The sequence below is a fragment of the Janthinobacterium sp. BJB446 genome, from assembly GCF_002735655.1.
In the GTDB taxonomy this organism is placed as follows: Bacteria; Pseudomonadota; Gammaproteobacteria; order Burkholderiales; family Burkholderiaceae_D; genus Janthinobacterium; species Janthinobacterium lividum.
The window spans coordinates 182,849-207,649 of record NZ_PDZK01000006.1; the positions used below are offsets into that span (position 1 = coordinate 182,849).

General features: G+C 67.0%; 9 protein-coding genes. All 9 read right to left on the bottom strand.

Annotation, left to right across the window (positions count from 1 at the left end; genetic code table 11):
* Positions 1-32 precede the first annotated feature (32 nt).
* The gene (locus CSQ92_RS26160) at positions 33-3,137 is read right to left on the bottom strand and encodes a DEAD/DEAH box helicase (RefSeq protein WP_099395789.1); all 3,105 of its coding nucleotides are present in this window, start codon (positions 3,135-3,137) and stop codon (positions 33-35) included.
* 208 nt (positions 3,138-3,345) lie between these two features.
* Positions 3,346-3,834, bottom strand: a complete 489-nt coding sequence (locus tag CSQ92_RS26165) for a YbjN domain-containing protein (protein ID WP_070280193.1) — start codon at positions 3,832-3,834, stop codon at positions 3,346-3,348.
* 29 nt (positions 3,835-3,863) lie between these two features.
* Positions 3,864-4,556 (bottom strand): hypothetical protein, encoded by a 693-nt coding sequence (locus CSQ92_RS26170; RefSeq protein WP_257219357.1) that lies wholly within the window; start codon positions 4,554-4,556, stop codon positions 3,864-3,866.
* Between the two features lie 9 nt (positions 4,557-4,565).
* On the bottom strand, positions 4,566-6,275 hold the full coding sequence (locus tag CSQ92_RS26175) for a putative porin (protein ID WP_257219358.1): 1,710 nt from the start codon (positions 6,273-6,275) through the stop codon (positions 4,566-4,568).
* 66 nt (positions 6,276-6,341) lie between these two features.
* A complete protein-coding gene (locus CSQ92_RS26180; RefSeq protein WP_257219359.1) occupies positions 6,342-7,058 on the bottom strand; it encodes an energy transducer TonB family protein in 717 nt (238 codons plus the stop codon).
* A 10-nt stretch (positions 7,059-7,068) separates the two neighbouring features.
* Entirely contained in the window at positions 7,069-7,479 is a 411-nt protein-coding gene (locus CSQ92_RS26185) for an ExbD/TolR family protein (RefSeq protein ID WP_034753784.1), read from the bottom strand.
* Between the two features lie 13 nt (positions 7,480-7,492).
* Positions 7,493-9,274, bottom strand: a complete 1,782-nt coding sequence (locus CSQ92_RS26190; RefSeq protein WP_099395792.1) for a DUF2341 domain-containing protein — start codon at positions 9,272-9,274, stop codon at positions 7,493-7,495.
* Positions 9,275-9,330: 56 nt separating this feature from the next.
* Positions 9,331-10,968, bottom strand: a complete 1,638-nt coding sequence (locus tag CSQ92_RS26195; protein WP_099395793.1) for a ShlB/FhaC/HecB family hemolysin secretion/activation protein — start codon at positions 10,966-10,968, stop codon at positions 9,331-9,333.
* A 147-nt stretch (positions 10,969-11,115) separates the two neighbouring features.
* The gene (locus CSQ92_RS26200) at positions 11,116-24,801 is read right to left on the bottom strand and encodes a filamentous haemagglutinin family protein (protein ID WP_099395794.1); all 13,686 of its coding nucleotides are present in this window, start codon (positions 24,799-24,801) and stop codon (positions 11,116-11,118) included.

The following is a 24,801-nucleotide window of genomic DNA, read 5'->3' on the forward strand; positions in this document are numbered from 1 at the left end:
AAAGAATCGCCAAGTATAAGCGTGCGGCAGCGTTAATCTTCCAGCGGGGCAAAAATCTGCTGCAAGTCTTCCTGCGTGAGGGCCATCTTCTGCGATTCGCCTTCGGCCAGGATCGATTGCGCCAGCTCCGATTTCTTTTGCTGCAGCAGCTGGATTTTTTCTTCCAGCGTGCCCTTCGCGATCAGCTTGTAGACGAACACTGGCTTGTCCTGGCCGATGCGCCAGGCGCGGTCCGTGGCCTGGTTTTCCGCCGCCGGATTCCACCACGGATCGTAGTGGATGACCGTGTCGGCGGCCGTCAGGTTCAAGCCGACGCCGCCCGCTTTCAGGCTGATCAGGAAGATCGGCACGGCGCCCTGCTGGAAAGCCGCCACTTGCGCGCCCCGGTCTTTCGTTTCGCCTGTCAGCAAGGCGTAGGGAATGTCGCGCGATTCCAGTTCTTCCTCGATCAATTCCAGCATGCTGGTAAATTGCGAGAACACGAGGATCTTGCGCCCTTCGTCGAGCAAGTCTTCCACCATCTGCATCAGGTCGAGCAGCTTGGCCGAGCCGGCCGACTGCTTCTTCGCCGGCAAGGATTTCACCAGGCGCGGATCGCAGCACACTTGCCGCAGTTTCAGCAGCGCTTCGAGGATGACGATCTGGCTGCGCGCCACGCCCTTCTTGTCGATTTCTTCGCGCACCTTTTGATCCATCGCCAGACGCACGGTTTCATACAGGTCGCGTTGCGGCCCCGTCAATTCCACCTTGCGCACCATTTCCGTTTTCGGCGGGAGCTCTTTGGCCACATTGTCCTTCGTGCGGCGCAGCAGGAAAGGCTTGATGCGGCGGTTCAGGAGCATGCGGCGCAGCGGGTCGTCCTGGCGCTCGATCGGATGGCGGAATTGCGTATTGAAGGTCTTCTCGTCGCCCAGCAAGCCCGGCAGCAGGAAGTGGAATTGCGACCACAGCTCGCCCAGGTGATTTTCCAGCGGCGTGCCGGACAGGCACAGGCGGTGGCGCGCGCGCAACAGGCCCGCGCTTTGCGCCGCCTTGCTGCGCGTATTCTTGATGTAGTGTGATTCGTCGAGGATGACCAGGTGGAAATCGTGCTCGCGCAGGGTTTCCTCGTCGCGCGGCAACAGGGCGTAGGTGGTCAGCACCAGGTCGCATTGGTCGATCTGGTCGAATTGCTGGGCGCGGTCCTTGCCTTGCAACAGCAGCACTTTCAGGCTGGGCGCAAATTTTGCCGCTTCGTCCTGCCAGTTGCCCATCAAACTCGTCGGTGCAATCACCAGGGCCGGATGCGTCAAACGGCCCGCTTCCTTTTCCACCAGGATATGCGCCAGGGTCTGCACGGTCTTGCCGAGTCCCATGTCATCGGCCAGAATCCCCGCCAGGTCATGGTCGCGCAGGAATTGCATCCACGCCAGGCCATCGGCCTGGTAGTCGCGCAGGGTCGCCTGCAAGCCGGCTGGGGCCGCCACTTTTTGCACGGAACCGAACTGGCTCAGCTTGCGGCCCATGGCGCGCAGCTGTTCGCCGCCCGTCCATTCCATGTCCAGGCCGCGCGCCAGCTCTTCCAGGCGCGCCGCATCCAGGGTCGACATGCGCACGGCATGCTTGATCTTGTCGCTGAAATACAGTTCGCCCAGCGTGTTCAGGATGGGGCGCACTCTGCCCCACGGCAGGGCCACGCGCGTGCCGTCCTGCAAGGTCGCCAGCATCTGGTCATCGTCCGCATGCGCTTCGATGACTTTCGGGTTGAAATCGTTGGGCGCGTTGCGGATCAGCTGCACCAGCACGGGCAGCAGCGGCACGCGCTCGTGGTTGACGACGATGCCCAGTTCCAGCTCGAACCAGGCGTTGCCGCTGTCCGGATCCTGGTCGTCGATCTCCGCATACCATTCGCCCACGTCGCTCACGTCATAGCGGTACTTGGCCGTCTTTTCCACGATCCAGCCCTGTTTGCGCAAGGCGTCGATGCCGGACTCGGCAAAACGCAGCCATTCCGCCTGGGAAGGCAGTTGCAAGGCACCCTTCAAGCCGCTCAAGGGGGCGGAACCCGGCTTCTTGAATTGCAGCTCGGCCAGCGTCGCCAGCGCGCGCGCTTCATCGACCGTATTTCTCTGGATAATTTCCGTCACGTCGCCCACTTGGCGCACCACGCGCTGCGACGGGTCGAACGCGACGCGCTCGCCATCGTAGTCGTAGGACAGCACGGCGAAGTCGCTCCAGCGCTGCGCGCTGCCATCGGCCAGCATGGCGCTGTCGAGCAGCAAGACCGGCTGCGCCGGCACATCCTTGCGCAAGCGCTGCGGCAACGGCTGCGGCAGCGGCATCAAATGCTGCAAGCCCTGCGCCAGCAGCAATTGCGACACGCGCACCTTGTCGTTCGCGTTCAACGGCGGCGCCTGCGCCACCAGCGCCTGCAAGTCGGCCAGGGAAATGTCGGAGCCGCCCTGGTTCAATTCCAGCACGCCGCACGACAGGTTGTCGATGTACCACGGCGGATCGGTGGGCAACATGTAGTCGATCTGGTCGGCGCCATGGTGCTTCGCGCCTTCCGGCGGGTCCACTTGCCAGCCCAGGCGCATGGTCTTGCCTTCGTCGCGCCAGAACAGGCGCGCGGGACGCACGGGACCTTCCTTCAGCGGATACACAAGGCCATTGCCCACGTCGGCCCAGGAATTGGCCCACAACAATTTATCCTGCTCGGCCAGCATTTTCAGCAGGGCCGCGCCCACCTTGCCCTTCGGCTCCGTGGCGCTGCCCGTCTGCGAATTCTGCCCGCTGCGCATGGCCACGAAGAAACGCACGAGGTCTTCGTCGGCTGGCGTCAGGAACGTGGGCGGCGCCGACAGCAGGGAAAAGATTTCGCTGATGGGAGAAGCCGCCGCCACGTCGCCATTCGGCCGCAGCCGCGCCTTGTACAGGCACAGGGCCACGTGGCGGCCACCGCTGGTGGGCGCCAGCACGTAGATCAGCCGGTGCTGGTTGAGTTTGGGATCAGGCTCGGCAATGGTCAGCACGGCCTTCGGATGGGCGGCAGCCTCCACCCGCTGCAGCCAGGTGGCGACGGCATACGGCAAAGGCGCTCCCGGCGCACTGGCCGGGGCAACTGGGGTTTCACTGGTTTCGTCGCGGGTAAAATCCATGGGGCGCATTTTTGTGTAAAGGTCGTATCCAAATCGGCAACAGGCAATATTATCCGCCATACAGCCGTTGCTGGCTTGATTCACACACGCTCTTTGAGCAGTTTTAATGCGCGATGCCTAAAAAATAAGTATTTAATACGACACTTGGGACCCGCCGGCAGCAAAAAAGGCCCGTCACGGGCCTTTTTTGCTGCCTTTGGCCCGCTTATCAGGCTGGCACAGTTTCTTCTTCTGCCACGTTGACGGCTTCGACGAGCGGTGCGGTGCTCGTATCGGCCGGCGTAAAGTTGCGCAAAAACAAGAAGAACTGGCCCATCATCTGCGTCCACAGTTGCAGATTGATATTCAGGTACTCGCGGCTGACGCCGCCGGCGACCAGCACATCCATTTCCAGCACGACGAAATCGCCATGCTGGGCCACGCGGGCAAAACGCTTGCTGCGGTGCCATTCGGCCAGCAAGCCGGCCGGCAAGTCGCCGCCCTGCACGCGCAGCGGGCAGCTCAGGGTCAGGTCCGCGTACTGACCAGGCGATGCTTCATTGCCCCACAGCACCTGAAAGCCGATGCCATGGCTGGCGCTGTGCAGGCGCACGACACCGTCGTGTTCGATGCTGGTCACGGCGCAGCCGGCCGCCTTGATGGCCTCGGCCGTTTGTTCCGCATTCAGGGTGGTCAGCAAGCTATTCGTGTTTTCCATCGTCATTCCATTCATTTCAAAAAGTAAAATTACTGGGGAGCCGGCGCGGGCGCGGCCGGCGTTGCTGCCGCTTCGGTTTGACGCGCATCAAAGCGGCCCTGGTATAGCTGGTCGCCGTACTGCTGCGCGATTTGCTCGAGTTTCACCCTGCTTTGCGCGGCGAACGGCTGGCGCGCCTTCATGACGTCCAGCACATTGAGACCCTCATACGCTTGCAGGATTTCCTGTCCGGCCGCATACAGCTGGGCATTCTTGCTTTCGCAGCGTGCCAGCGCGCCCCGCTGGGCCGTCACTTCGCCGTCGAGGCGCGCACGCTCCGCTTCGATCTGCTTGCCCGTGGCGGCCAGCTGTTCGCTGGCCTGGCGGTACTGCGCCAGGCTGGCGCTTGCCTCTTGCGCGGCGGCGGCGCTGCGCTGTTGCTGCTCGCCCAGTTTTTCCCGCTGCGCACGCTCCTGCGCCAGTTGCGACTGGCTGCGCGCCAGCTCCTTTTTCAAGCCATCGCTGGCGGGCGCGGCGGCAGCCGGCGCCGCCTTGGCGGCAGGCACGCCCTTAGCCTTGAGCAATTCCAGCTCGCCGCGCGTCTGATGCAATTGCGCCGTGACATTGCGCAACTCGGCCCGCAAGCGCTCTTCCATGCTCTGCCCTTTCTGCGCCTGGGCCGTGCTGGCGGCCAGCAAACTCAGCAGCAGTAAAGGCAGGCGCATTTTGTTGGATATCAACATCATGGCTCCTTAAAAACGCGCGTTCAATTCGATTTGCAGGGTGTCGATCGACAGTGCCGAACCGAACACTTCGCGGCTCGACGTCCAGCGGCCGTTCAGCCAGGTATTCTTGTCGAGCGCATACGCGCCGCCCAGGTAGTAGCCGCGCGCATTCGTGCCGCCCAGGTGGAAGGTGGAATCGTTGTAGGCGTCAGGCAAGGCATCCGGTTCGATGCGCTTGTAGCCGAGCAACACGTTCCAGTCGCCGCGCGCCGCCGGGCTGGCCTTGCCCAGCGTCGCCTGCAGCATGTAGGCATTGCCGCCGCTCCTGAAATCGGCTTGCGACACACCGCCCGTGCCGCCGAAGTTGTTCATGATGCCGCCCTTGGCGCGCGCCCACATGGCGTTCTTGTCGTAAGCCATGTTGCGCACATAATCGCCTTCGATGCGCAAGTCCGTGCCGCCGGCAACCTTGCTATCCCAGCGCGCATTCAGGTTGGCCAGGCGGAATTTCGAGGCCAGGCCCACGAATTGCGGCTGCGGCGTATTCGCCGGGTCCAGCGGGTTCAGGGCGATATTGCGCAGCAGCATCAAGCTATTGCCCTTTTGCATGCTCGACGGACGCGACCAGTCCGTGCTGCAGCCATCGGCGCCCGCGTACAGCGCGCACGGCTGCGAATACTCGCCGCTGATATTGCGGAAGTTGTAGTAAGCCAGTGCGCCGCGCAACTGATGGTCGCTATTGATCTTCCACGACGCGCCCACTTGCGCGCCCAGCAGCCACTTGTTCTCGCTGGACATTTTTGCCTGGCTGCGGCTCGGCGCATTGTCGGACGAATACTCGAGCGGAATCAGGCCCAGGGTACCGAAGACGGTGACGTCCTTGCTGTCGCCGAGGGGTTGCTGCACCTTGGCGGCGATGCCGTCGAAATTGAGTTCGCTGGAAAACAGTTCATCGCCGGAGACGAACGGATTGTCGAAACGGCCCGCCGTCAGTTTCAGCCAGGAAGCGGGCTGGTACGACAGCCAGGCCTGGTCCAGCCAGATGTTTTTCTTGCCCAGGCCGCCGCCCAGGGTTTGCGTGGTGGACACGGGGCTGTCGTCATTGCCGCTGGCCAGGCGGATGCCCGCTTGCGTGCTGTCGGAAATGTCGGCCAGGATGCCCAGGCGGGCGCGGGCGCGCAGCAAGTGCTTGCGGTCTTCGCGCGTGTTCAGCAGCGCTGGCAGGGCCAGGTTAGTATTCGAATTGACGTCGTAACCGCTGCCGCTGTTGAGCGAGCGCCAGTCGATCTCGATATTGCTGTTGGCCATGTCGTAATAGCGCGATTCGTAGCGCGCGCGCACATCGCCTTCCAGGCGGATGCGCTTGGTCCAGGCCGGCGTTTCATTCGGCGCCGCCCAGCCGCCCGCCTTCGCTTCGGCCAGCACTTGCCCCTTGATCTCGTCGCGGATCTGCTCGCGCACAGTTTGCGAAATATACGGCACGCGCACGTCGCCCGGCTGTACCTGCGCCAGGGCCGCCGGTGCGGCGGCAGGGCGGGCTTGCGCCGCGGCCAGCGCTTCGCTCTGCGCCTGCGCCAGCAGCGCTTCGCCGGCATCCTTGTTCAGGGCGCCGCTCTGGATCAGGCCGCGGATCAGTTTGACCATGGTACTGTCGGCCGGTGCCGCGGACTGGGCTTGTACTGCGCCTGCCGCCATGCTCAGGGCCAGGGCAGCCAGCGCCAGCGGAAGGCGGCGCATGCGCTGTGAGGGAGAAAATAAGGAATTCATCGCTTCTTTCGGTAAATGAGGAATTAGTTCATGCGCTTACGGGCGCCGACCTTTAATGGATACGCGGGCCGGGAAACGCAGGGATGCCGGTGGCCGCTCATCGGCGCGGAAGTCGCGCACCATGGCCAGCACTTGCTCATCCGTCTGCGCATTGCCCGTGCCTTGCACCAGCTGCACCTTTGTCGTCTTGCCTTCCGTATCGAGCCACAGGTCGACGCGGATGTCGCTAAACGCCAGCTGGCGCGTGCGCGGGTCGCGGGCAAAGGCCAGCTGCAGCGCGTTGGCCACATAGCGGCCATACGATCCCGCGCCGAGGCCGCCGCCACTGCCGCCGCCCGTCATGCCGCCGCCGCGCCCGGCCTGGATGCCGAAGGCATCGCTGCCGGCCTGCGCCGCGCCGTCGATGGTGACAGGGTCGCCCTTGTCCGGCGACGGGCTTTCCGGCGCGTCATCCATGGGCTTGTCGGCCGGCGTCGGTTCCGGCTCCGACACTTCCGGCACCACCTTGTCCGGCGTCGGTTCCGGCAGTTTTTCCGGTTCCGGCGGCGGTGGCGGAGGAGGAGGCAGCATCAGCATCGGCGGCGCCGCCACTTCGCGCTTGGTGGCCGCCGTGTCCGACAGCAAGTACCAGACCAGCGCGGCCAGCGCGCCAGCCAGCAGCACGCCGCCGGTCACGCCGCCCCAGCGGCGCCACCACTGCGCCGCGCCCGACGATTCCGAGGCGGCCATCTTCATCATGTCGTCACGCTTCACCTTGCGCTCCTCATGCCGGCTTGCCGGTCACCAGGCCCACCTGGTTCAGGTCGATGCGGCGCAACAAGTCCAGCACTTCGACCACTTTCGCGTATTGCACGGCGGCATCGCCGCGCACGATCACGGGGAAGTCGGGCGTCAGGGCCTTTTCCGTGCGCAGGCGCTCTTCCAGCTCGGGCAAGGTGACGGGATAGGCGTCGAGGAAGACCTGGCCCGCGTTGTCGATGGTGATGGCCTTGGTCTTCGGTTTTTCCAGCGCCATGGCCGAACTGGCCTTGGGCAGGTCGACCTTGATGCCGGGAATGCTGGCGTTGCTGGTCAAGATGAAGATCACCAGCACCACCAGCAGCACGTCGACGAAGGGCGTGATGTTGATGCCGCCGCTACGCTTGCGGGGGGTAAACTTGGCGGAGGTGGCCATGGTTATGCGCCCCTCACGCCTGTTGCAGCACGGGACGCATCTGGCGTCCGTCGCCCTGCTCTTCAGCCAGGCGCGTGGCGAATTCATCGACGAAGACAGCCATATCGGCGACGATGGCGTCCGAACGCGAGGACAGCCAGTTATAGCCGAACAGGGCGGGAATCGCCACACCCAGGCCGGCCGCCGTACACAGCAGCGCTGCCGCCATGCCCGGCGCCACCGAGTTGATGTCCACGGCGCCGGCCATGGCCGCCACGACGAACACCAGCATGATGCCGATCACGGTGCCGAACAGGCCGACATATGGCGCGCCTTCGATGGTGGTCGAGAGCCAGATCATGCGTTTCGACATGCGTTCGCTTTCGCGCACCATCACGCCATCCATGGCGGCGCGGATGGCGCCGATGGTCGCGTTCGAGACGGCGTTCAAGTCGTAGCCGCGGTCGTGGCGGCGGCGCATTTCGTCGATGGCCACGTCATACAGGCGCCACAGCGAGGAATCCGTCTTCACGGAAGCGCTCAGCTTGCCGTTGCGCGCCAGGTGGTCGAGCGGCGCGCCGGCCGCTTCGTGGAACGACTGCATGAATTGCGCATTGGCGCGCGAGATGGCGCCATAGCTGCGGCCCTTGCCGATCATGATGATCCACGACAAGACCATCATCAGGCCCAGCACGCCGACGACGATCCACGCGTCGAGCGGCATGGCGGCGATGATGAAGCCGAAATGGCTTTTGCCCGCCTGCTGTTCATCGGCGCCAAACACGGCCAGGCGCGATTCGGAACCTTGCGAGACGGCGTCGGCCAGCAGCAGGGCATCGGGACGGGCCGTGCGCGACAGGCGCAGCTCGTCGATGGCGCCCGTGAAGTTGTTCAGGGTGGAGGTACCGGAGGCGACCGGCGGCGCATCGGCGCCCACCGAGGCGGCCGTCGTGAAGGCTGGCAGCGCGGTGGCCAGCGACACGGCCGGACGGCCGCCCACGTACAGGGCCACGTTGGTTTTATCGGCTTTCACGGCCAGGTGCGACCATTGCGCGGCCTGGATCGGTTGGCCGGGCTTGCTGCGCTGGCCATTCACCTGCACGAAAGGCACGCCCTGGTCGACGCCGATCAGCAATTCATTGGCGCCATCGCGGCGCGCATACAGCACTTGCTGCGGGCCCAGGTTGTCGGGACGCACCCAGGCGGAAAAGGTGAATGGCGCGCCGGCGGCCAGCGCCAGCGAAGGCGAGGCAGGCAGCATCAGCGGTGCCGTGCCCAGGCGGGCGCCGGCGCCGATGACGGAACCGTCCAGCGCCGGCACTGCCGTCTGGGCATGGTTGCCGTAGGCGGTGCTGTCGCGCGAAGGCACGCCAGGCTCCGTGAAGTGGTATACCAGGCTGTAGTCGGGGTCGAAAGTACGCTGGCCATTGCCGGAAGCGGGCGCCTTCGGATTGCCGTAGTACATCCACAGCTGCTGCGGCGTGCCCGCCGTCAGGGCCGGCACGTCGACCCAGATCAGGGCGATGCCCAGCAGCGGGTTGAACTGTTCGATCTGGTGGTTCAGCACCGTCTTGTCGTCGCCCGCCACGAAGCGCAGGTCGGCGCCGTTGTCGCTGACGCCTTCGAAGTTGAAGTTACCGGAATGCAAGCGCAGCAGCACGGGAATGCGGCCGGGATCGCCGCCCACGGCGCCCGCCTTCGGGCCGGCGTCGACGGTGACGGGTTTGCGGTAAGCCCAGTCGGGCTGCCACCAGGCATGCGCCAGGCCGGGAACGAGCGTGCCCAGGATCGTGAGCAGAAAAAGAAAACGTTGCATGACAGTGATTCTCCGAAGAAAAGTCTAAAAAAGTGCAGTGCTGGTGAGCTGGCCCGTCAGTAGCTGGCCGACAGGTTGAAATTGATGCGGCGCACGTGTTTGTGCGTGCGCGGGCCATCGCGCAGCGGGTAAGCGAAATCGATGCGGCCATTCAGGTAGCGCAGGAACTGGAAGCTGCTGCCCACGCCCACGGAGGCCAGGCCGAACAGGTCTTTCTGCTCGATCATCGGATCGCGCAGGCGCAAGCGCGCGCCATCGGCAAAGGCAAACAGGCGCCAGTTTTCCAGGCGGCTGAAATACGTCAGCTGGGGCGTGCGCCATTCGACGGTGCCGGAAATGCCGTAGTCGCCCGTCGCTTCGGCCGACAGGTAGCCGCGCACGGAATTGGCGCCGCCGGCGGCCATCTGCTCGCCCGACACGAGCGCCGCGTCAGCCAGCTGGCCCGACATGCGCCCGTGCAGCTGCGCGCCGCTGCCCAGGGTGTAGGTGGCGTTGGCGTCGCCCTTCAGCACGAGGAAGCTGGGCGACGCCTTGTAGCGCTTGTTGTCGTAGGCGGCGCTGTTGCTGCCATAGCCGAACGCGGCGCGCGTGCCGGCCACCAGCGACAGGCCCAGGCCGTACGTCGCCGCATCCGTCTGCGCAAAGCCGTTGTAGGCCACGCTGAGCGGCACGTATTTCAGCGGAATATTGCTGCCCGTGCCATTGAGTTTCAAGGCTTCCTGGTTATCCTTGAAATCGATGCCGGCAGAAAAGCTGTGCCACCAGATGCCGCTGTTGGGCACCGTGTAGTTGACTTTCATGCCCAGCGCGTGGCCCTTGCCCAGCACGCTGGTGCCGCCCGTGCTGGCCACATTGCTGTTCGACTGGTAGCCGGTCGCTTCCACGCTCCAGCCCTGCGTGCCGATCGGCGCCACGTACGAGGCGGACCACACCTTGGTCTGGTTCAGGTCGCCCGGCGTACCGAAAAAGCTGATGGTCGCGCTATGCCCCATCTGCCACAGGTTGTCGTGGCCGACCGACATGCTGCTGCGCAGCTTCTTGGTATCGGCGCTGTAGTCGTTGTTCAAGCCGATGCTGGCGCGCCACGGGCTGCTGTCGTCCACTTTCAAGTCCACGTCCATGGTGCCGGGCAGGCTGCCCTGCTTGACCAGCGGCATCACCTGGCGCTTGGGACCGCGGTTCAGGGCCGTCAGTTCCACTTGCGCCTGCGTAAAGTCCGGCACCTTGCCTTCCGTCAAGGCCGGCACTTGCTGGCGCACGTCGAGCGGCGAGTTGTATTGCGCACCGACCACGCGCAAGCGCCCTACCTTCGTTTCGCTCACCTGCAGCACCACCACGCCCTGCTCCACCTGCTGCTCCGGCAAGTCCACGTAGACGGACTGGTAGCCGCGCGCTTGATAGGCAGCAACGAGGGCGTCGCGCGCCCCTTCCACGTCCTTCAGGGTGCGGCCCGGCCCCAGGAAGGGCGTGACCGCCTCTTCGATGGCACGCGCATCGAGCACGGTATTGCCGCGCACCAAATATTCCTCGATCGTCACCTGCCGTTCCGGTGAGGCCACAGGAGCGGCCGCCGGGACCGCGTCCTGCGCGCGCGCCATGCCGGGCAGCGCCAGCATGGCCAGGCACAGCATCGTCAAGGCGGTCGCAGGCGCCGCTGGCGGCACGTCCCTGCCCTTGGTTGTCATTTCACGCATCTTCCATTCACCTTAAAATCAAACGGTTGCCCTGTGTTGCGGCGCTGGGCCGGCGTATTTTTTTCTGCTAATGCTGATCTACTGATGCCTAGACAGTCGCCGCGCGCGGCGACTGTCGAATGTCATCAAATGTTCATAAAACTCCGCTCAAGGCTGCAAACCGCGCCGCTCGCTCGGCGTGAGCGCCTGCAGCTGCGGTGCCGTCAACGGCCCCGCTCCCAGCACCTGCACCACGCCGGCCGGCTGGTAGGTGGATGCCTGCGGCTCTCCCCCCTTGAGCTTGCCAACGCCGGCTTCATCCGCCTGTTCATTGCCAAAGCCCAGCACCTTCACCGTGAACAGCGATGGCTGCGCCTGGCGCGTGGCGGCCCGTTCGCGCTGCAACACCTCCTGCGCCGCCGTCACGGCTTGCGAGGCGGCCGCGCTGGCATTGCTGAGCGCGCCCACGTTCACGGCGGCGATGGCCGGTATGCCCGTCGACTTGCCCTGCACCTGGATGTTTTCCGCATTCACCACCTGCAAGGCCGCCAGGTTGACGTTGCCCGAGACGCGGATACCCGCCTCGCCCGCGTCGATGCTGCCCAGCGGGGCGATCAGGTCGATGTCGCCAGGCGGCACCTCCGGGATCGGGTTCAGGGTGGCGATGCCGGCGCCCGTGTTCGGCGTGGTCGGTGACAGGCTCACCATGCCGATGTCGTCGTAGACCCGGCGCTGCGGCGTGAACACCACGGTGGACTTGGAGCCGCGGCCGGCATTGATGTCGCCCTGCGCCGACCAGGCCAGGATATTGCCGCCGAAGGTGGTGAAGATGCGGCTCTGGCCCAGCAGGATGCTGTCCCGGGCATAGATCTGGATTTCACCGGCGCCCTGCGTCAGCACGCCCGAGCCTTCGCCCGGCACGAAGCCGCCATCGACGCCCACCAGGGTGCGCCCGCCCGGCGTCAGGATGTCAATATTGCCGCCAAAGTCAGTGTGAATGCCGGCATCGACCAGGTCAAACACCGGGGCGTGGTTGTCGCCCGACAGTGCATATTGCTGGCGGGTCAGGTAGTTGACACCCTTGCGCGGCCGCCTGGTGCTGCCGCCTGAGGCGCCGTCCAGATAGTAGGTGGCGCCACTGAACATGGTCAGGTCGCCCGCATAGGTCACGGGCTTGCCCTGCGCATCCTTGGTCGGGAACAGCGTGGCGATGGCTTCGCGGCCGCGCAGGTAGCTGCCTTCGCGCACGCCGCCGGCAGCCGTGTACTCGCGCCCGCCTGCCTTGAGTTCGGCGAAATACACGTTGCGCAGGAAGACACGCTGCTGCTCGGCCGGCAAGGCCGCGAAAAACTTGCGCGCGTCCATGCTGCCGGCATCGAAGGTCAGCCCGGCGCCATTGCGCTGTCCGGCGCCGTAGCGGGTTTCCAGCCAGTTGACCAGGTGCAGTTGGCTCGACAGGCCATATTCGCGCTGCAGGTCGCGCCTGCTGCCGCCGGTGCTGGCCTGGAGAGTCTTGTCGAGCTCGCTTTGGCGCGCTGCCAGGAAGGCGGGCGCGCCCGCCGCGTCGCCGCTGTAGCCGAATTCCGCGCGCAACCAGTCTGCCAGGCCCAGGCGGCCGCCATACACGGCCACCGCCTTGCCCGGCTGGTCGGCCAGCGACTTGCCTGGGTCGATCAGGTTGGCAGCGTCGAGATAGCGCGCGGCAAAGGCGTCATAGTTGGGGCCATGCGCCCCGACCCCGGCCGCCACCGCGATGCCGGCGCCGCTGCTGCGGTCGCCGGATGTGCGATTCGCCACCGTGCCGATACTCTTCAGCTCGGCCTTGTCGGCCATGTCGATATCGCGCCCGGCCGTCACTTCCAGCGTGCCCGGACCGCCCACGTAGAACGTGCCGTAGCGAATGTCGCGGCCGGCACGCACGACCGACACCTCGTCTGGATTGTTGTGCAGTATCAGATTGCCGCGCGCCGAACCAACAAAGTTTTCCGTCGGCCGCAGCGGCAGCGACGGGTTGGCGTACGCTATCTCCGAAGTCCAGCCCAGCAGTCCCTGGGGCGTCGCTTCGACCAGCCCCAGCGCCGTGCCGGAGTTGACGATATCGCGTCCGGCCCGGATATCGACCGGACCGGCGCCCTCGTACCAGGTGCTGTGGCTGGCTGCATTGCCGCCGCCGCGCGTGATGATGGAACCGGTGCGCAGGCCGATGATGTCGCCCGCCAGCGCGTAATAGCGCGCCGGCAACTGATCCTGCACCGCATAGCCCGAGGCGGTGGGCGGCGTCAGCGTGAACAGCGGATAACGCTGCGGTGAAGCGCCCGCTTCGCGCGACGCGAACAGCACGCTGGGCGCCTGTGCCTCCTGGTTGACGTTATGCGTGTACGTGTCGCCATACGCGGTCAGGCCGCTCACTCCCGCGAAACCGGGATTGAACGGGCTCGGCAGCGCAGTCGGATCGGCGCCCGACGCCGTCACCGAATAGGCACCCGCGTAGATCGAATCGGCGGCCAGCAATTCCAGCTGCCCCGGCGTGCGGCGGGTGAAATGCGCATCGACCGGCGATGGTGCCAGCAGCAGGCCGGTGGCCGGCCGCGCCGGCGCATTGGTGCTGGTATCCATATCCCTCGCCCCTTGGGCGGAGTTGCCGACATACAGGCTGCCGCTGGCGGCCACGGCGCGCAATTGCGACGGCATCACGAAACGCCCGCCGCTGGAAGCCTGGTTGCCGCTGGCGCGGTCGTCGCTCCAGGCCGTGGACGGCGTCAGGTTGCCGCCCGCGCTGAACAGGTCGATAGCGGTCGACGGCGTCCACAGCGAGAACCAGCTGTAGCCCTCGCCGTCTTGCGCCACGCCCTTCGCGGTGAACGGCGTGCCGTTGTTGAGCTGGGTGACGCGGCCGGCGTCGCCCACGCCGCCCAGCACCAGGTCGCCGCGCGCATCGATGCGCACGCCGGAGTCGCCCGGCACCACCACCGGCCCGCCGCCCGCGATGGACGAGGTGGCGGTGTAGACCTGATAGGCGCGCGACTCCTGACTGTCGCCCATGTCGAAGCGCAGCTCGATGCCGCCCACCGATCCCGCCTCCATGCGCAAGGCGCCGCGCAGGTTGACGAAGGTGCTATTGAGGTCGCCACGCGTGCCGGAAAAACGGGTATCCGGCGTGATCTCGCCTATCGTGTCGGCAAACGAGCGCACTTCGGCCACCGGATTGAGGCCGCCGCCAATGCGCACGTCGAGATCGCCACCGCCGGTCAGCGTGAGCGCGGAACCGTCGGCCGATACCCGGCCGGTGCTGGCCACCGCCAGGTTCAAGCCCTGGCTGCGCATGACGAATTTGCCGCCTTGGTCGGTACGCGGCGACAGCATGCCGGCGGCCTTGCCCGCCTCGAATACGAGGTTGCCGCCGCCCAGGGTGCCGATGCCGGTAAAGCCGGTCATCACGGGCTGGGTCTCGTACAGGTAGTTCGTGCCGAGACCGCCGGCCACATAACTGCCAAAGTTGATCCACCAGGCGGTGGGCACGCCCTCGCCCTGGGCAACCGCGCTGCCGGTGCCCTGGCGCCACAGCCAAGTGCCGACGGCGCTGCTGTCCTGCTGCGGACGCAAATAGCCCACGTCGTCGGGGCGACGCTCCGTGCTGTAGCCGCCACCCACCAGGTCGCCGGTGACGTCGCCCTGGGCGCGCACCAGCACGTTGCCGCCATGCTCGGGATACCAGGCCTGGTACAGGCTTTGCGCGCCACCGTCCACATAAGGCTTGAAGGCGTCGCCATCGGCGCCGAGAATGGAACCCTTGCGATCCGCCGCGCGCGGCAGCCGGTAAGCCGCCGCCACGTTGGCCGCCTGGGTACCGGCCGTATACACGCCATACGGCGAACTCTGGTTGAAGTTGCCGCCGGCCAGGAGATCGAGGTCGCCCGTGCCGGTACGCAGCACGCTGAACAACTGTTGCCGCGCAGGCTTGGGCACCATCGGGAAGCTGGCACCTTCGGGCAGCCACGTCACCAGGTCGCCCACGCCCCACTGGTTGTACGCCAGCAGCTCCTCCACGCTGGAAAAGTCGGCGAGATTGATCAGCGTGCCGGCGGGATTGCCAACATACAGTTCCGAGTCGCCCATCCAGTAGAAATTGCCCGCCACGCCCTCGATCGGCGGCGCCGCCACGCTCGGCAGGCTGAGCCCCAGGACCGCGCCGTAGTGGTGGTCGGTCAGCAGCAGACTGCGATTTTCACCCATGGAGCGCAGCGCGCGGCTATCGGCCGCCTGCATGTCGGCACCGGCCACCAGGCGCATCGACCACGACTGCGAACCGCTGGCCAGCATCGGCGCCAGCGCCCAGTTGCGGCCCTGGTTGCCGTCGGCATCGCCCGGACGCAGGGCCACCGAGTCGGCGCCGCCAGGCAGCCGCACCCAGGTTTCGCTCGGCACCAGCGCGCCCTTGCGCAGCTGCAGTTCGCCGGCCAGCACCACGCCATTGGCGGGCGTATCGGGGAAGCCGTCGCCATCGTAGTCGGGGCTCGGCGTATCCCTGACGGCGCCCACCGGGAACGGCAGCGGCACGCCGCCGGGCCAGGTCATGGCCGCCACGGACATCCCCACGGGCAGGCGGGTGCCGGCATCGAGCCGCGTGCCGCTGCCCAGCGTGACGGCCTTCGCCAGCACGGTGCCGGCCGCATACACGATATCGCCGGCGGCATTGCGCACGGCGCCGCCCAGCACCGTACCGGCTGGCAATTCCACCTCGGCCGTCAGGGTGGCTTGCGACGGCAGCGCCGTGCCGGCCCGCAAGCTCATGGCTTTCATCGGCAGGTCGTAGTTCAAGGTGCGGCCGGGCTGGAAGAAGGTATCGTCGGCCAGCGTGACCAGCTGGCCATGCGGCACGATGACGTCGGCGCCGAACGGCACCCGGCCCTTGGCCAGCATCCAGCCCTTGTCGTCCGGCGTGACCGGCAAGGCCTTGCCATCGAAGCCGTCATTGATGCTGCCGAAGACGTTCAGGTTGCCGCCGGCGCGCAGCACCAGCGCACCCGCTTCGCCGGAGCCGGCCACGCCGGTCTTCTGCGTGTGCGGATTGACGCTGGCGTAGCGGTGGCCCGACAGGTCGATGTCGCCATCGACGTGCAGGTCGCCGTCCGGCGTGGCGCTGAGGATGGCCACGCCCGGACGCAGGTGGAAGGCATCCTTGTAGTTGCGCAAGCCGGACAGGCGGCCATTCATCAGCCCGTCGTTGGCCAGGGCGCCCGTCATGAAAGCCACGCTATCGTCGTGCTTGCGGTCCAGGTAGGCCTGGTCGATGACCTGGTAAGGACGGCCGTCGGCCGTCGTTTCCGTGCCCGGACGGGCATCCGTATACGACCAGAAACCGTTGACCGTGATGGCGCGGGCGCCGTCGATGGCCAGCGGACCGGCCGCATCGATGGCGACGTCGTTGCCGGTGGCGCCACCGAGGCGCCGGGCGCTCAGCTCCAGCGTGCCCAGCGAAGCGATGCGGTCGGCCTTGCCGGCAGTGCCGGCGCGCAAGTCCATGCGCGCGCCCGTATCGAGCACCAGCCGGCCGCTGCCGGCATCGATGTCGATCACGGCGCGGTTGGGCGCCTCGATCACCTGGCCGTAGCTGTCGACCCGCAGCACGCTGCCATGGGCGTCGAGCAGCGCGCCGCCGGCCACGCTGACGCCGTCGCGCGCTGCCAGGCGGATGCTGCCCACCTGCTCGCCGCTGGCGTCGACTGTGCCGTTGACGGCCAGACGGCCGCCATCCACCGATACCGTGATTTCACGCGCCTTCAATTCATTCTCCAGCACCAGGTCGCCCTGCTTGAGCTGGAAGCTGCGGCTGCCGAACACGCCGCCCTTGGTCAGGCGCTGGTTCAGTCCCTTGAAATCCTCGATATGCTGGCCGCGCACGTCGAGGCCACCCGCCGCGAACGGCACATCGGTGCCGCCCGCGTCGTAATGGCCGCTGCTGCCGCCGGTGATGCTGCCCAGCAGCGCCACGCTGCCCGCCTGCGCATCGAGCGCGCTGGCGGTGAGCTTGCCGGCGCGGTTGGAAACGGCCGAGAAATCGATGCTGGAAGCGGCCGCCTGGCGCACGTCGCCGTGGCGGCTGTCGAGCACCACGTCACCACCCCAGCTGTACTTGGACACGCCGTTGAAATCGATCTTGCGGCCCGCCAGGTCCAGCCGGGCACCGTCGCCCAGCGCGACGTCTTGCTCAGCGGACACGCTGAGCTTGCCGCTTGGCAGCAGCACGGCCGTGTCGAGCGTCACGCTGCGCCCGTCCAGCGCCACTTCGGCGCCCAGTGCGCCGGCCAGGGCGGCCGCGCCCGGGGCCGTTGCGGCCGCTCCGGATGGCTTGGCGACATGGATGTCGCCGCCCGCCTTGATCTTGTTGACGGAGCCGGCGGCGCCGGTGAGCAGCGCCGTGTTCAGCGCCAGGTTGCCTCCGCTGCGCAGATAGCCCTTGCTGGCCGTATCCCAGCCGCTTTGCGACTGGTACACCGACAACGATCCCGTATGATTGGCGGTGATGCGCTCGCTGGCGTTGATGGCCACATCGGCAAAGCCGAGGATCAGGCGGTCCATGCTGTGGATGGTGTCGGGCCGGCTGTTCGGGCCATAGCCGAACTCGACCTGGCGGGCGTCGACCTGCAAGCGCCCGCTGCCGCCGCCGGCGCCGCCGGCGGCGACCAGGCCCGGCGCGGTCGTGGCGCCGTTCCACACCAGCACATCGGTCTTGATGCGCGCCACGGCGTCGCTGCCGCCCGCGCCGTAGATCGCCGGGGTGCTGATCACCAGCCGCTCCAGCGACGATTTTCCCGTGCTCGCGTTGATGGTCGACAATTCGACGTTGTCGTAGAAATTGATGGCGTCGCGCGCCGTCAGCGCCAGGCTTTCCAGCGCCGGCGCACCCACGCCGGCGTCGCCGCGCAGCAGGCGGTCGAGGATGCCCTGGTTCAGGGTCAGTCCGGCCGGCAATGCGTCGCGCGCGGCCATGGCGTCCAGCGACGCTGCGCTGCCCACATTGATGCCGCCCACGGCCAGCACCAGGTTGCGGGTGCCATAGGTGGTGGCGTCGCGCAGGTTGAAGCTCTGGTCGGTGGCGGCGACAATGCTGCCTTCCGAATACAGCGGCGTGCTGCCGCTGCACACGGCGCCCGCCGCGCAGGCGCCGATGTCGATGCGGCCCGGTCCGGATCGCGGATCGGTACTCACGCCGGGCGCCAGCATGTCCAGCCGGCCATTCGACACGGCCAGCACGCTGGACTTGCCCGGCGCATACACGTAGCCGTTGCCCGAATCCCAGGCGGCGGCGCCACGGCCCAGGGTATTGATGCCGCCACCCTGCTCGATGACGATGCCGCCTGCCTTGCTATTGGTCACCAGGAACACTTCGCCAGCCTTGAGCACGGCGCCGTCGCGCACCACGATGTTATCGACGCCGCCCTGGAACTGGGCGATATTGGCTTGCTGGTTGCCGTTGCTGCTGCTGTAGTTGACGGTAGGCAAACCGCCGATGCCCAGGCGCGGGGCGCCGATGGCGTTCAGGGCGTCGACCCGCACCGCCATGCCCTTGAAGTCGACGGTGGGCGCACCGGCGCCGCCGATGATTTCGTAGTTCTTGCCAGCACCGCCCAGCAGCAGCGCGCTGCCGCCGAAACCGTCCTTGCCTGGCGTGTAGTTGGTCGTGCCGACAAAACGCAGCGCATCGTCGGTGCTGGCCTTGGACTGCACCAGTTCGATGTGCAGCGCCTTGGCGTCGCGTTCGAGCAGCGGCCGCGGCACGCCGTCGCGCACCGCCTGCGCCAGCGCGAATGCGCCGTAGCTCGTTTCATTGTATTGCGAATAGCTGCGCAGCACGTCGGCCGGCGTCAGCACCGCCTGCGATGGCAGCACCGTGCGCCGGTCGGTATTGCTGGTGCCCAGCTGCACGGCGGTAGCAAACGAGCCGTTGCGCATGGCCGTGGCCGACCCGACAGGCAAGCCGCCGGCGGCCAGGCCGTTCAGCTCCACCCGGAACGCGCCGGGCAGCAGCGCAAAGCTCGACGGCAGCAAGGTATAGGTGCCGGCGGCCAGGCCGGGCACGCCGGCGCCGATGGTGATCTGGCGTCCCAGCGCCGGATCGCCGGCGCCATTCTCGGCCACGATGGGCGCATAGCCCGCCTGTGCGCCCGGAACGATGGCGTAGACAGGATTGGTGGCCAGGCCCGGCAGCACGAAGCCGCCTTTGCCGGACGTCTGCACCAGCGGGTTGAGGCGGGCGTCGGTCGAGCCGCCGCGTCCGGCAAGGAAGGCCGCGCCGGTCAGGGTGCCGCCGCCTGACAGGTCGAGCACGGCGCCAGCGCGCACATCGACGTGCTCGCCGGTGAGCACGACGGCCGGGTCATTGCCCACGCCCTTGTATGCGACGTCGACGCCGTCCATCATATAGCTCAGGCCATCGAGCGAGCCGCCGTACGGCATCACCAGGCCGCTGGCGCTGACCGACGTCACGCTGCCAGGCAGCAGATTGGTGTGGCCCGTCACTGCGCCATTCGTATTCTGGCCCAGCGTGATTTTGCCCAGCGGCGCGCGCACCACGCCCCCCTGGTTCACCGTGCCGGCACTCAGCTCCAGCGAGCCGAACACCGAGTAGGGCAGGGCCGGCAACGGCGCGCCAGGGTCGCCGCTGCGCTCGATGGTCAGCTTGCGCGCCGGATCGAACTCGGTCGCCAATTGCCCGAACTCGTTGATCACGTTGCGTTTGCCCACCTCCACCTTGCCGGTGGCGCCGCTCACCGGATAGATTTGCGCGCCCGCCAGGGTCAGATTGCCGGGCGTGTACAGCGCGGCCGCCGTGCGCATGCGGATATCGCCGCTTGAGCGCAGCGCCAGCTCGCCGAAGGCATCGCGCTTGACTTCCAGGTCGGCGGCGGCGTTTTGCACGATCACGCCGTTGCTGCCGACATTGACGGTATTGGCGAGGTCGATCAGCGCGGCATGCAGCGTCAGGCTGGCGTGATCGTCCACGTTGGGCACGCCCAGTTTGCCGCTGCCGATGCCGCCGTTGCCGGAGCCGCGCACCGGGTTCGGCATCAGGTGGTCGTCGCTCTGGCTGCGGCTGGTGCCGGCCAGACGGATGTAGGGCGCCGCCAGCTTGACTTGCGCGGTGGTGGCGGCGTCGGCATGCTCGGCCAGGGCCAATGCGCTGGCGGTCAGGCGCAGGCTTTGGCCCAGCGACAGGTCGAGGTTGCCGTCAAAACTGATCAAGCCATTCGACAGCAGGGCCAGATGGTCGAAGCCGCCGGCGGCCACGCGGTCCGCACCCAGCCGGGCCACGCCGTAGCGCAGCGCCGGATCGCTGTCGCCCACCTGCAAGTCGGCGGCCAGGCCACTGTCGCCCTGCAGGCGCGACAGCACCAGCTCGCGCGGCACGCGCACCGCGTCTTCCACGCCCAGGCCCTTCAAGTCGAGCTTGCCGACGATGCCGTAGTTCGGGGCTTCCAGGTTGAGCGCCAGCGTGCCGCCGGCCGCGCCGGCGCCACCGGCTGCCGCATGCAGGCTGCCGTCGAGCAACAAGCCGCGGTAGGAACTGAGCGCGATGCTGCCGCCGTCACCGGCCACCTGCACGCTGCCCTGGCCAGGCAGGTCGAGCTGTGCGGCAGCGCCGGACGCTTCCAGGCGCGCGCCGGGGCGCACGATGACAAAGGCGTCGGCCGCCTCGACCTGGGTGGCGTCGAGATTGTGCTTTGCACCGATCTCGATGGTGCCGCCGGCGCCCACATGGCCATACACGCCGCCCTGGGCGTCGGTGGCGGTGGCCGCGCGTCCGGCCACGTCGAGTACCGCGCGCTCGCCGATCCAGATCGACTGGGCATTGGCGCTGCCGTCTGGACGGTTGATCTCGCTACCGGTGACTAGCGTGCCCGGCAACACGGAAATACGGCCGCCTGCCGCGCTCAGCGTGCCTTCCACGGTGATCTGGCCGTTGCCGGTCAGGCTGATGCTCTTGCCGTCATCCACGCGCAGCGTGGCGCCCTGGTCCACCACCAGCGGCGCCTTGGCGTTGCGGGTGCCGGCCGACAGCGCGATATCGGCGCCGGCCCGTTGCTTGAGTACGCCTTTCACGGCATTTTCCTGCCACAGCGGCGCCAGCCACGGTTGCAGGACGGCGGCTGGATCGACGCCGGTAGGCAATTGGCCCGCCAGCGCCAAATCGGCCCGCAGCAAGGGCATGCTGACGTCGATCGTGGCGTCCTGCGCCACTTGCACGCCCTGCTGGCCATTGATGTTGTAGTGCGCAAAGCCGCGCTGGAACAGGTCATTGTCCAGCACCAGCAGCGGCTTGACCGCCAGGTCCGTCGGCGCACGGTTGCCGGCCAGCAAGCGATCGCCCGCCTGCAAGGTCACATCAAACGTGAACGCCGTACCGGCGGCCACCCTGGCGTTGAAAGCGGGCACCGGCATGCCGTTCGGGAAGGCGTCGGCCGGCACCAGGTAGCCGGAACCGAGCTTGCCGCGCACGCCCGTGAGCGTGACGCCGGCCGGCACGGTCATGCCGCTGGTGTAGACGATGCCATTGCTGCCGGTAATGAAGATGAATTCATAGCTGATCGAGGCGGGCGGCACGACCCAGGCGGCCGGCAGGGTGTAGGGGCGCGCCGCGCTAAAGTCCGGCAAGTCCAGCAGCGGCTGGCCGGGATGGACCTTCGTGCTGATATAACTGAAGTCGGTATCGAGCACGGTGCCGGCCTTGATGGTGAAGGCTGCTGCCAAGGTCAGGTGCACGGGGACGGACTGGCCTGCAGGCAACACACCATTGCCGGCCAGCGCGCCGCCGCCCAGCACCACGCCGGTACCGCTGTCGATGGTCAGCGTGCCGCCGCCGTTGACGCCGTAGCCGCGCAGTTCGCCATCGAGCACCAGCGCCTCCGACTTGACGCCGTTGAGATCATTCTGATTCGCGCGCAAGCTGATGTCGCCGCCGCGCCCGCCCTTCAGCTTGCCGTCGGCCAGCACGGCCGCGCCCGAGGACGTGTCGATCGCGCTGCCGGCCGCCAGGTTGACGGTACCGCTGCTGACCATCGCCACCGCGCCGCCGTTGACATACGGCAGGCCGGACGTGTTGCCCGGATCCAGCTTGAGCTGGCTCCACAGGCCGCGCGTGTCGAGCGTCACGCCGGCCGTCACATCGATGCCCACCTTTGCTCCGGCTGCTGGCGTGGCGACCGTTGTATCGACCCAGTTGCTGGTGCCATTGGACAGCTTGCTGACGATGTCGCCCAGCGCAATGCTGCCGCCGCGCGCCGTCAGGCCGGCATTGACCTTGACCTGGGGCGCATGCAGCGCGATTTCGCCGCCAGGCGTGACTTGCACCGCGGCGTCGACCTCGATGGCGCTGCCGGCGTAGGCCTTGATGCTGCCCAGGTGTTGCGCGTTGAGCCAGCCGGCGTCCAGGTAGGTCTTGCCGACCAGGTTTTCGGGCAGCGCGTCTTCGCGCAGGAGATTGCCGGCGCTGGCGCCGCCGGTGCCGATATGGATGGCCTGCAGCAGCGCCGCGGGATTATCGCGCAGCTGCGCGCTGGCGGCGTCGTACACGGGCGCCAGCTGGCCCAGCACCAGCTGGCCGTTGCGGGCAGCGGCCAGTTGCGACTGACGATAACTGTCGAGGCTGGCATCGCGCGCGTCCTGCTGGCGCTCGCCCTGGAATACGCCCGATTCGATCGCGCCTTCCAGCACGGCCGATGTGGTTCCCACCACCACGCGGCCCGCATCACGGCCCACGGTATAGCCGTTCTCCAGCCGTTGCTGGGCGCCGATCAGGGGATTGGCGAAATTTTCCGTCGTTTCCGCGCCCCAGCGCTGGTGGTGCGCGGCGTAGCCTTGGTACACGCCCGTATATAGCACGTCGCCGGGCGCGGTCGACAGCCTGTACAGCTGGCCATCCTTGCCGCTGAGCCAGCTCTGGCGAATCATGCCCGTCTGGACCTCAAAAGTGCCGCCTGACACGTTGAGCAGAGAGCCGGCCTGGGTCACCAGTTCACCGCCCTGGAAAGCCACCGTGCCGCCCTGCGCCGCCCATTCGCCGATGCCGTGGCCGCTGGTGTTCAGATAACCGCTCACTTCGAGCAAGCCGCCGCCCGTGTACCAGCGGTCGGTCGGATAGCCATTCGTGCCTGCCGCCACCCGCACCAGGTCGCGCCGGTCGACCCACAGGTCGGTGCTGTTGAGGGCCTTGCTGTCGCGGTTGCCGGGCGCGTCGCGCTGCTCGTTGCCCTGTGCATTGATCAGCACGTTGTTCGAAGCCATCGCCACGTTGACGCCCACGGCGCCGGAGACGTCGATGCTGGCGCCGCGCGCCACTTGCGTGCGGCGCGTGGCCAGCGCATTGACCTGGCCGCCGGTGGCCAGCGTCAGCGAACCGGTATCGAAGGCGATATCACCGCCGGAGGCAATCTGGATCAGCGACAGGTCGCGGCGGTTGTAGGCGCCGTCGCTGGGCAGCGCCGAATCCTTGATGAGCGCGTCGCGCTGCACGTCCAGCGCGGTGGCGCCGCTGTCGTCGAGCAGCACCGTGGTGAGGCTGTCCGGCGCCAGGGTGACGAGGCCCTCGCTGCCGTCGGCCTTCAGGTGCACGGTGCCGCGTGTCGTCACGCTGGTGCTGCTGAGCAGCACGCCGGCCTGCTTCACGTCGCGGCCCGTCAGGGTGACGTCGCCGGTAAGCGCCTGCACCAGGCTGCTATTCGTCACCTTGCCGGCGCCGCTTTGCGCATTGAACTTGACGTCGACCTCGTTGCCACGCGTGCTCGAAGTCTGGTTGGCATCCGTCCCCAGCCCCTTGCGGATGACGAAGCTGTCGCCGGCGGCCAGCGTCACCTGACCGTTCGGCGCGGACAGGCTGCCGCCGTTATGCACTTCGCGCCCGGCCAGCAGCACATAGCCGCCGCCTTCCGTCACCGTCTGCGGCTTGCGCGTGCTGATCTGCGCTCCGGCCTGCACCACCACGTCGGCCGTGGCGTTGGCGTGCGTGGCCACGCTGCCGTTGAGCACCAGGTCGTTGGCCAGCGTGGGCTTGAAGCCCGAGCCCAGCGTTTCGCTGTAGATGCCCTTGCGGAATTGGCTGTCGCTCATGCCCACGGCGGCGGCCACCAGGCTGCGCGTGTCGACCTGGCTGCTGCCCGTAAACACGATGCCATTGCGGTTGACCAGCATTACCGTGCCGTCAGCCTTGATCTGGCCGCGGATCTGGCTGGGACGGGCCAGCGGATCGTTGACGCGGTTGAGTACGGACCAGTTCGCCAACTGGTCAAATTGCAGGGTGGTATTCTGGCCGATATTGAACGTTTCCCAGTTCAGGATCGCCTTGTCGGCCGTCTGCTTGACGGTCACCACGGTCTTGCCGTCGGCCTGCGCCTGCACGGGGCCATTCGCGTTGAACCAGCCCGCCGTCAGGCTGTTGCTGTCGACCTTCAAGCCGCCTTCGGCCAAGCCTTCCGGCACCTTCGAGCCGGCGGCAATGGCCGCCTGGCGCGCCGCCTGCTGGGCCGCCTGCTGCACGGCGATGGCGCGTGCGGCCAGTTGCAGATTGTTCAGCGAACTTTGCAGCTGGGCATTGGCTTTTTGCTGCTGCGCCTGCTTATTGTCCGTCCCGATGATGGCCTGGCCATTCGGCAAGCGTCCCGTGGCGGCGGCCGTGCCCTGTTGCGCGCCCTTGCCGGCAAACCAGGCACCGCTGAATGGCTGCTGCGCCTGCGCGCCGCCCGCCTGCAGCAGCACGGCGATGGCCAGCGCCAGCGGTTTCAATCGCACCGGGCGACCGGTCCGGTTGCCCGCCATGGCGGAGGAGGATGCGTGTTTCGTGACCGACTTGCTTCGCTGCAT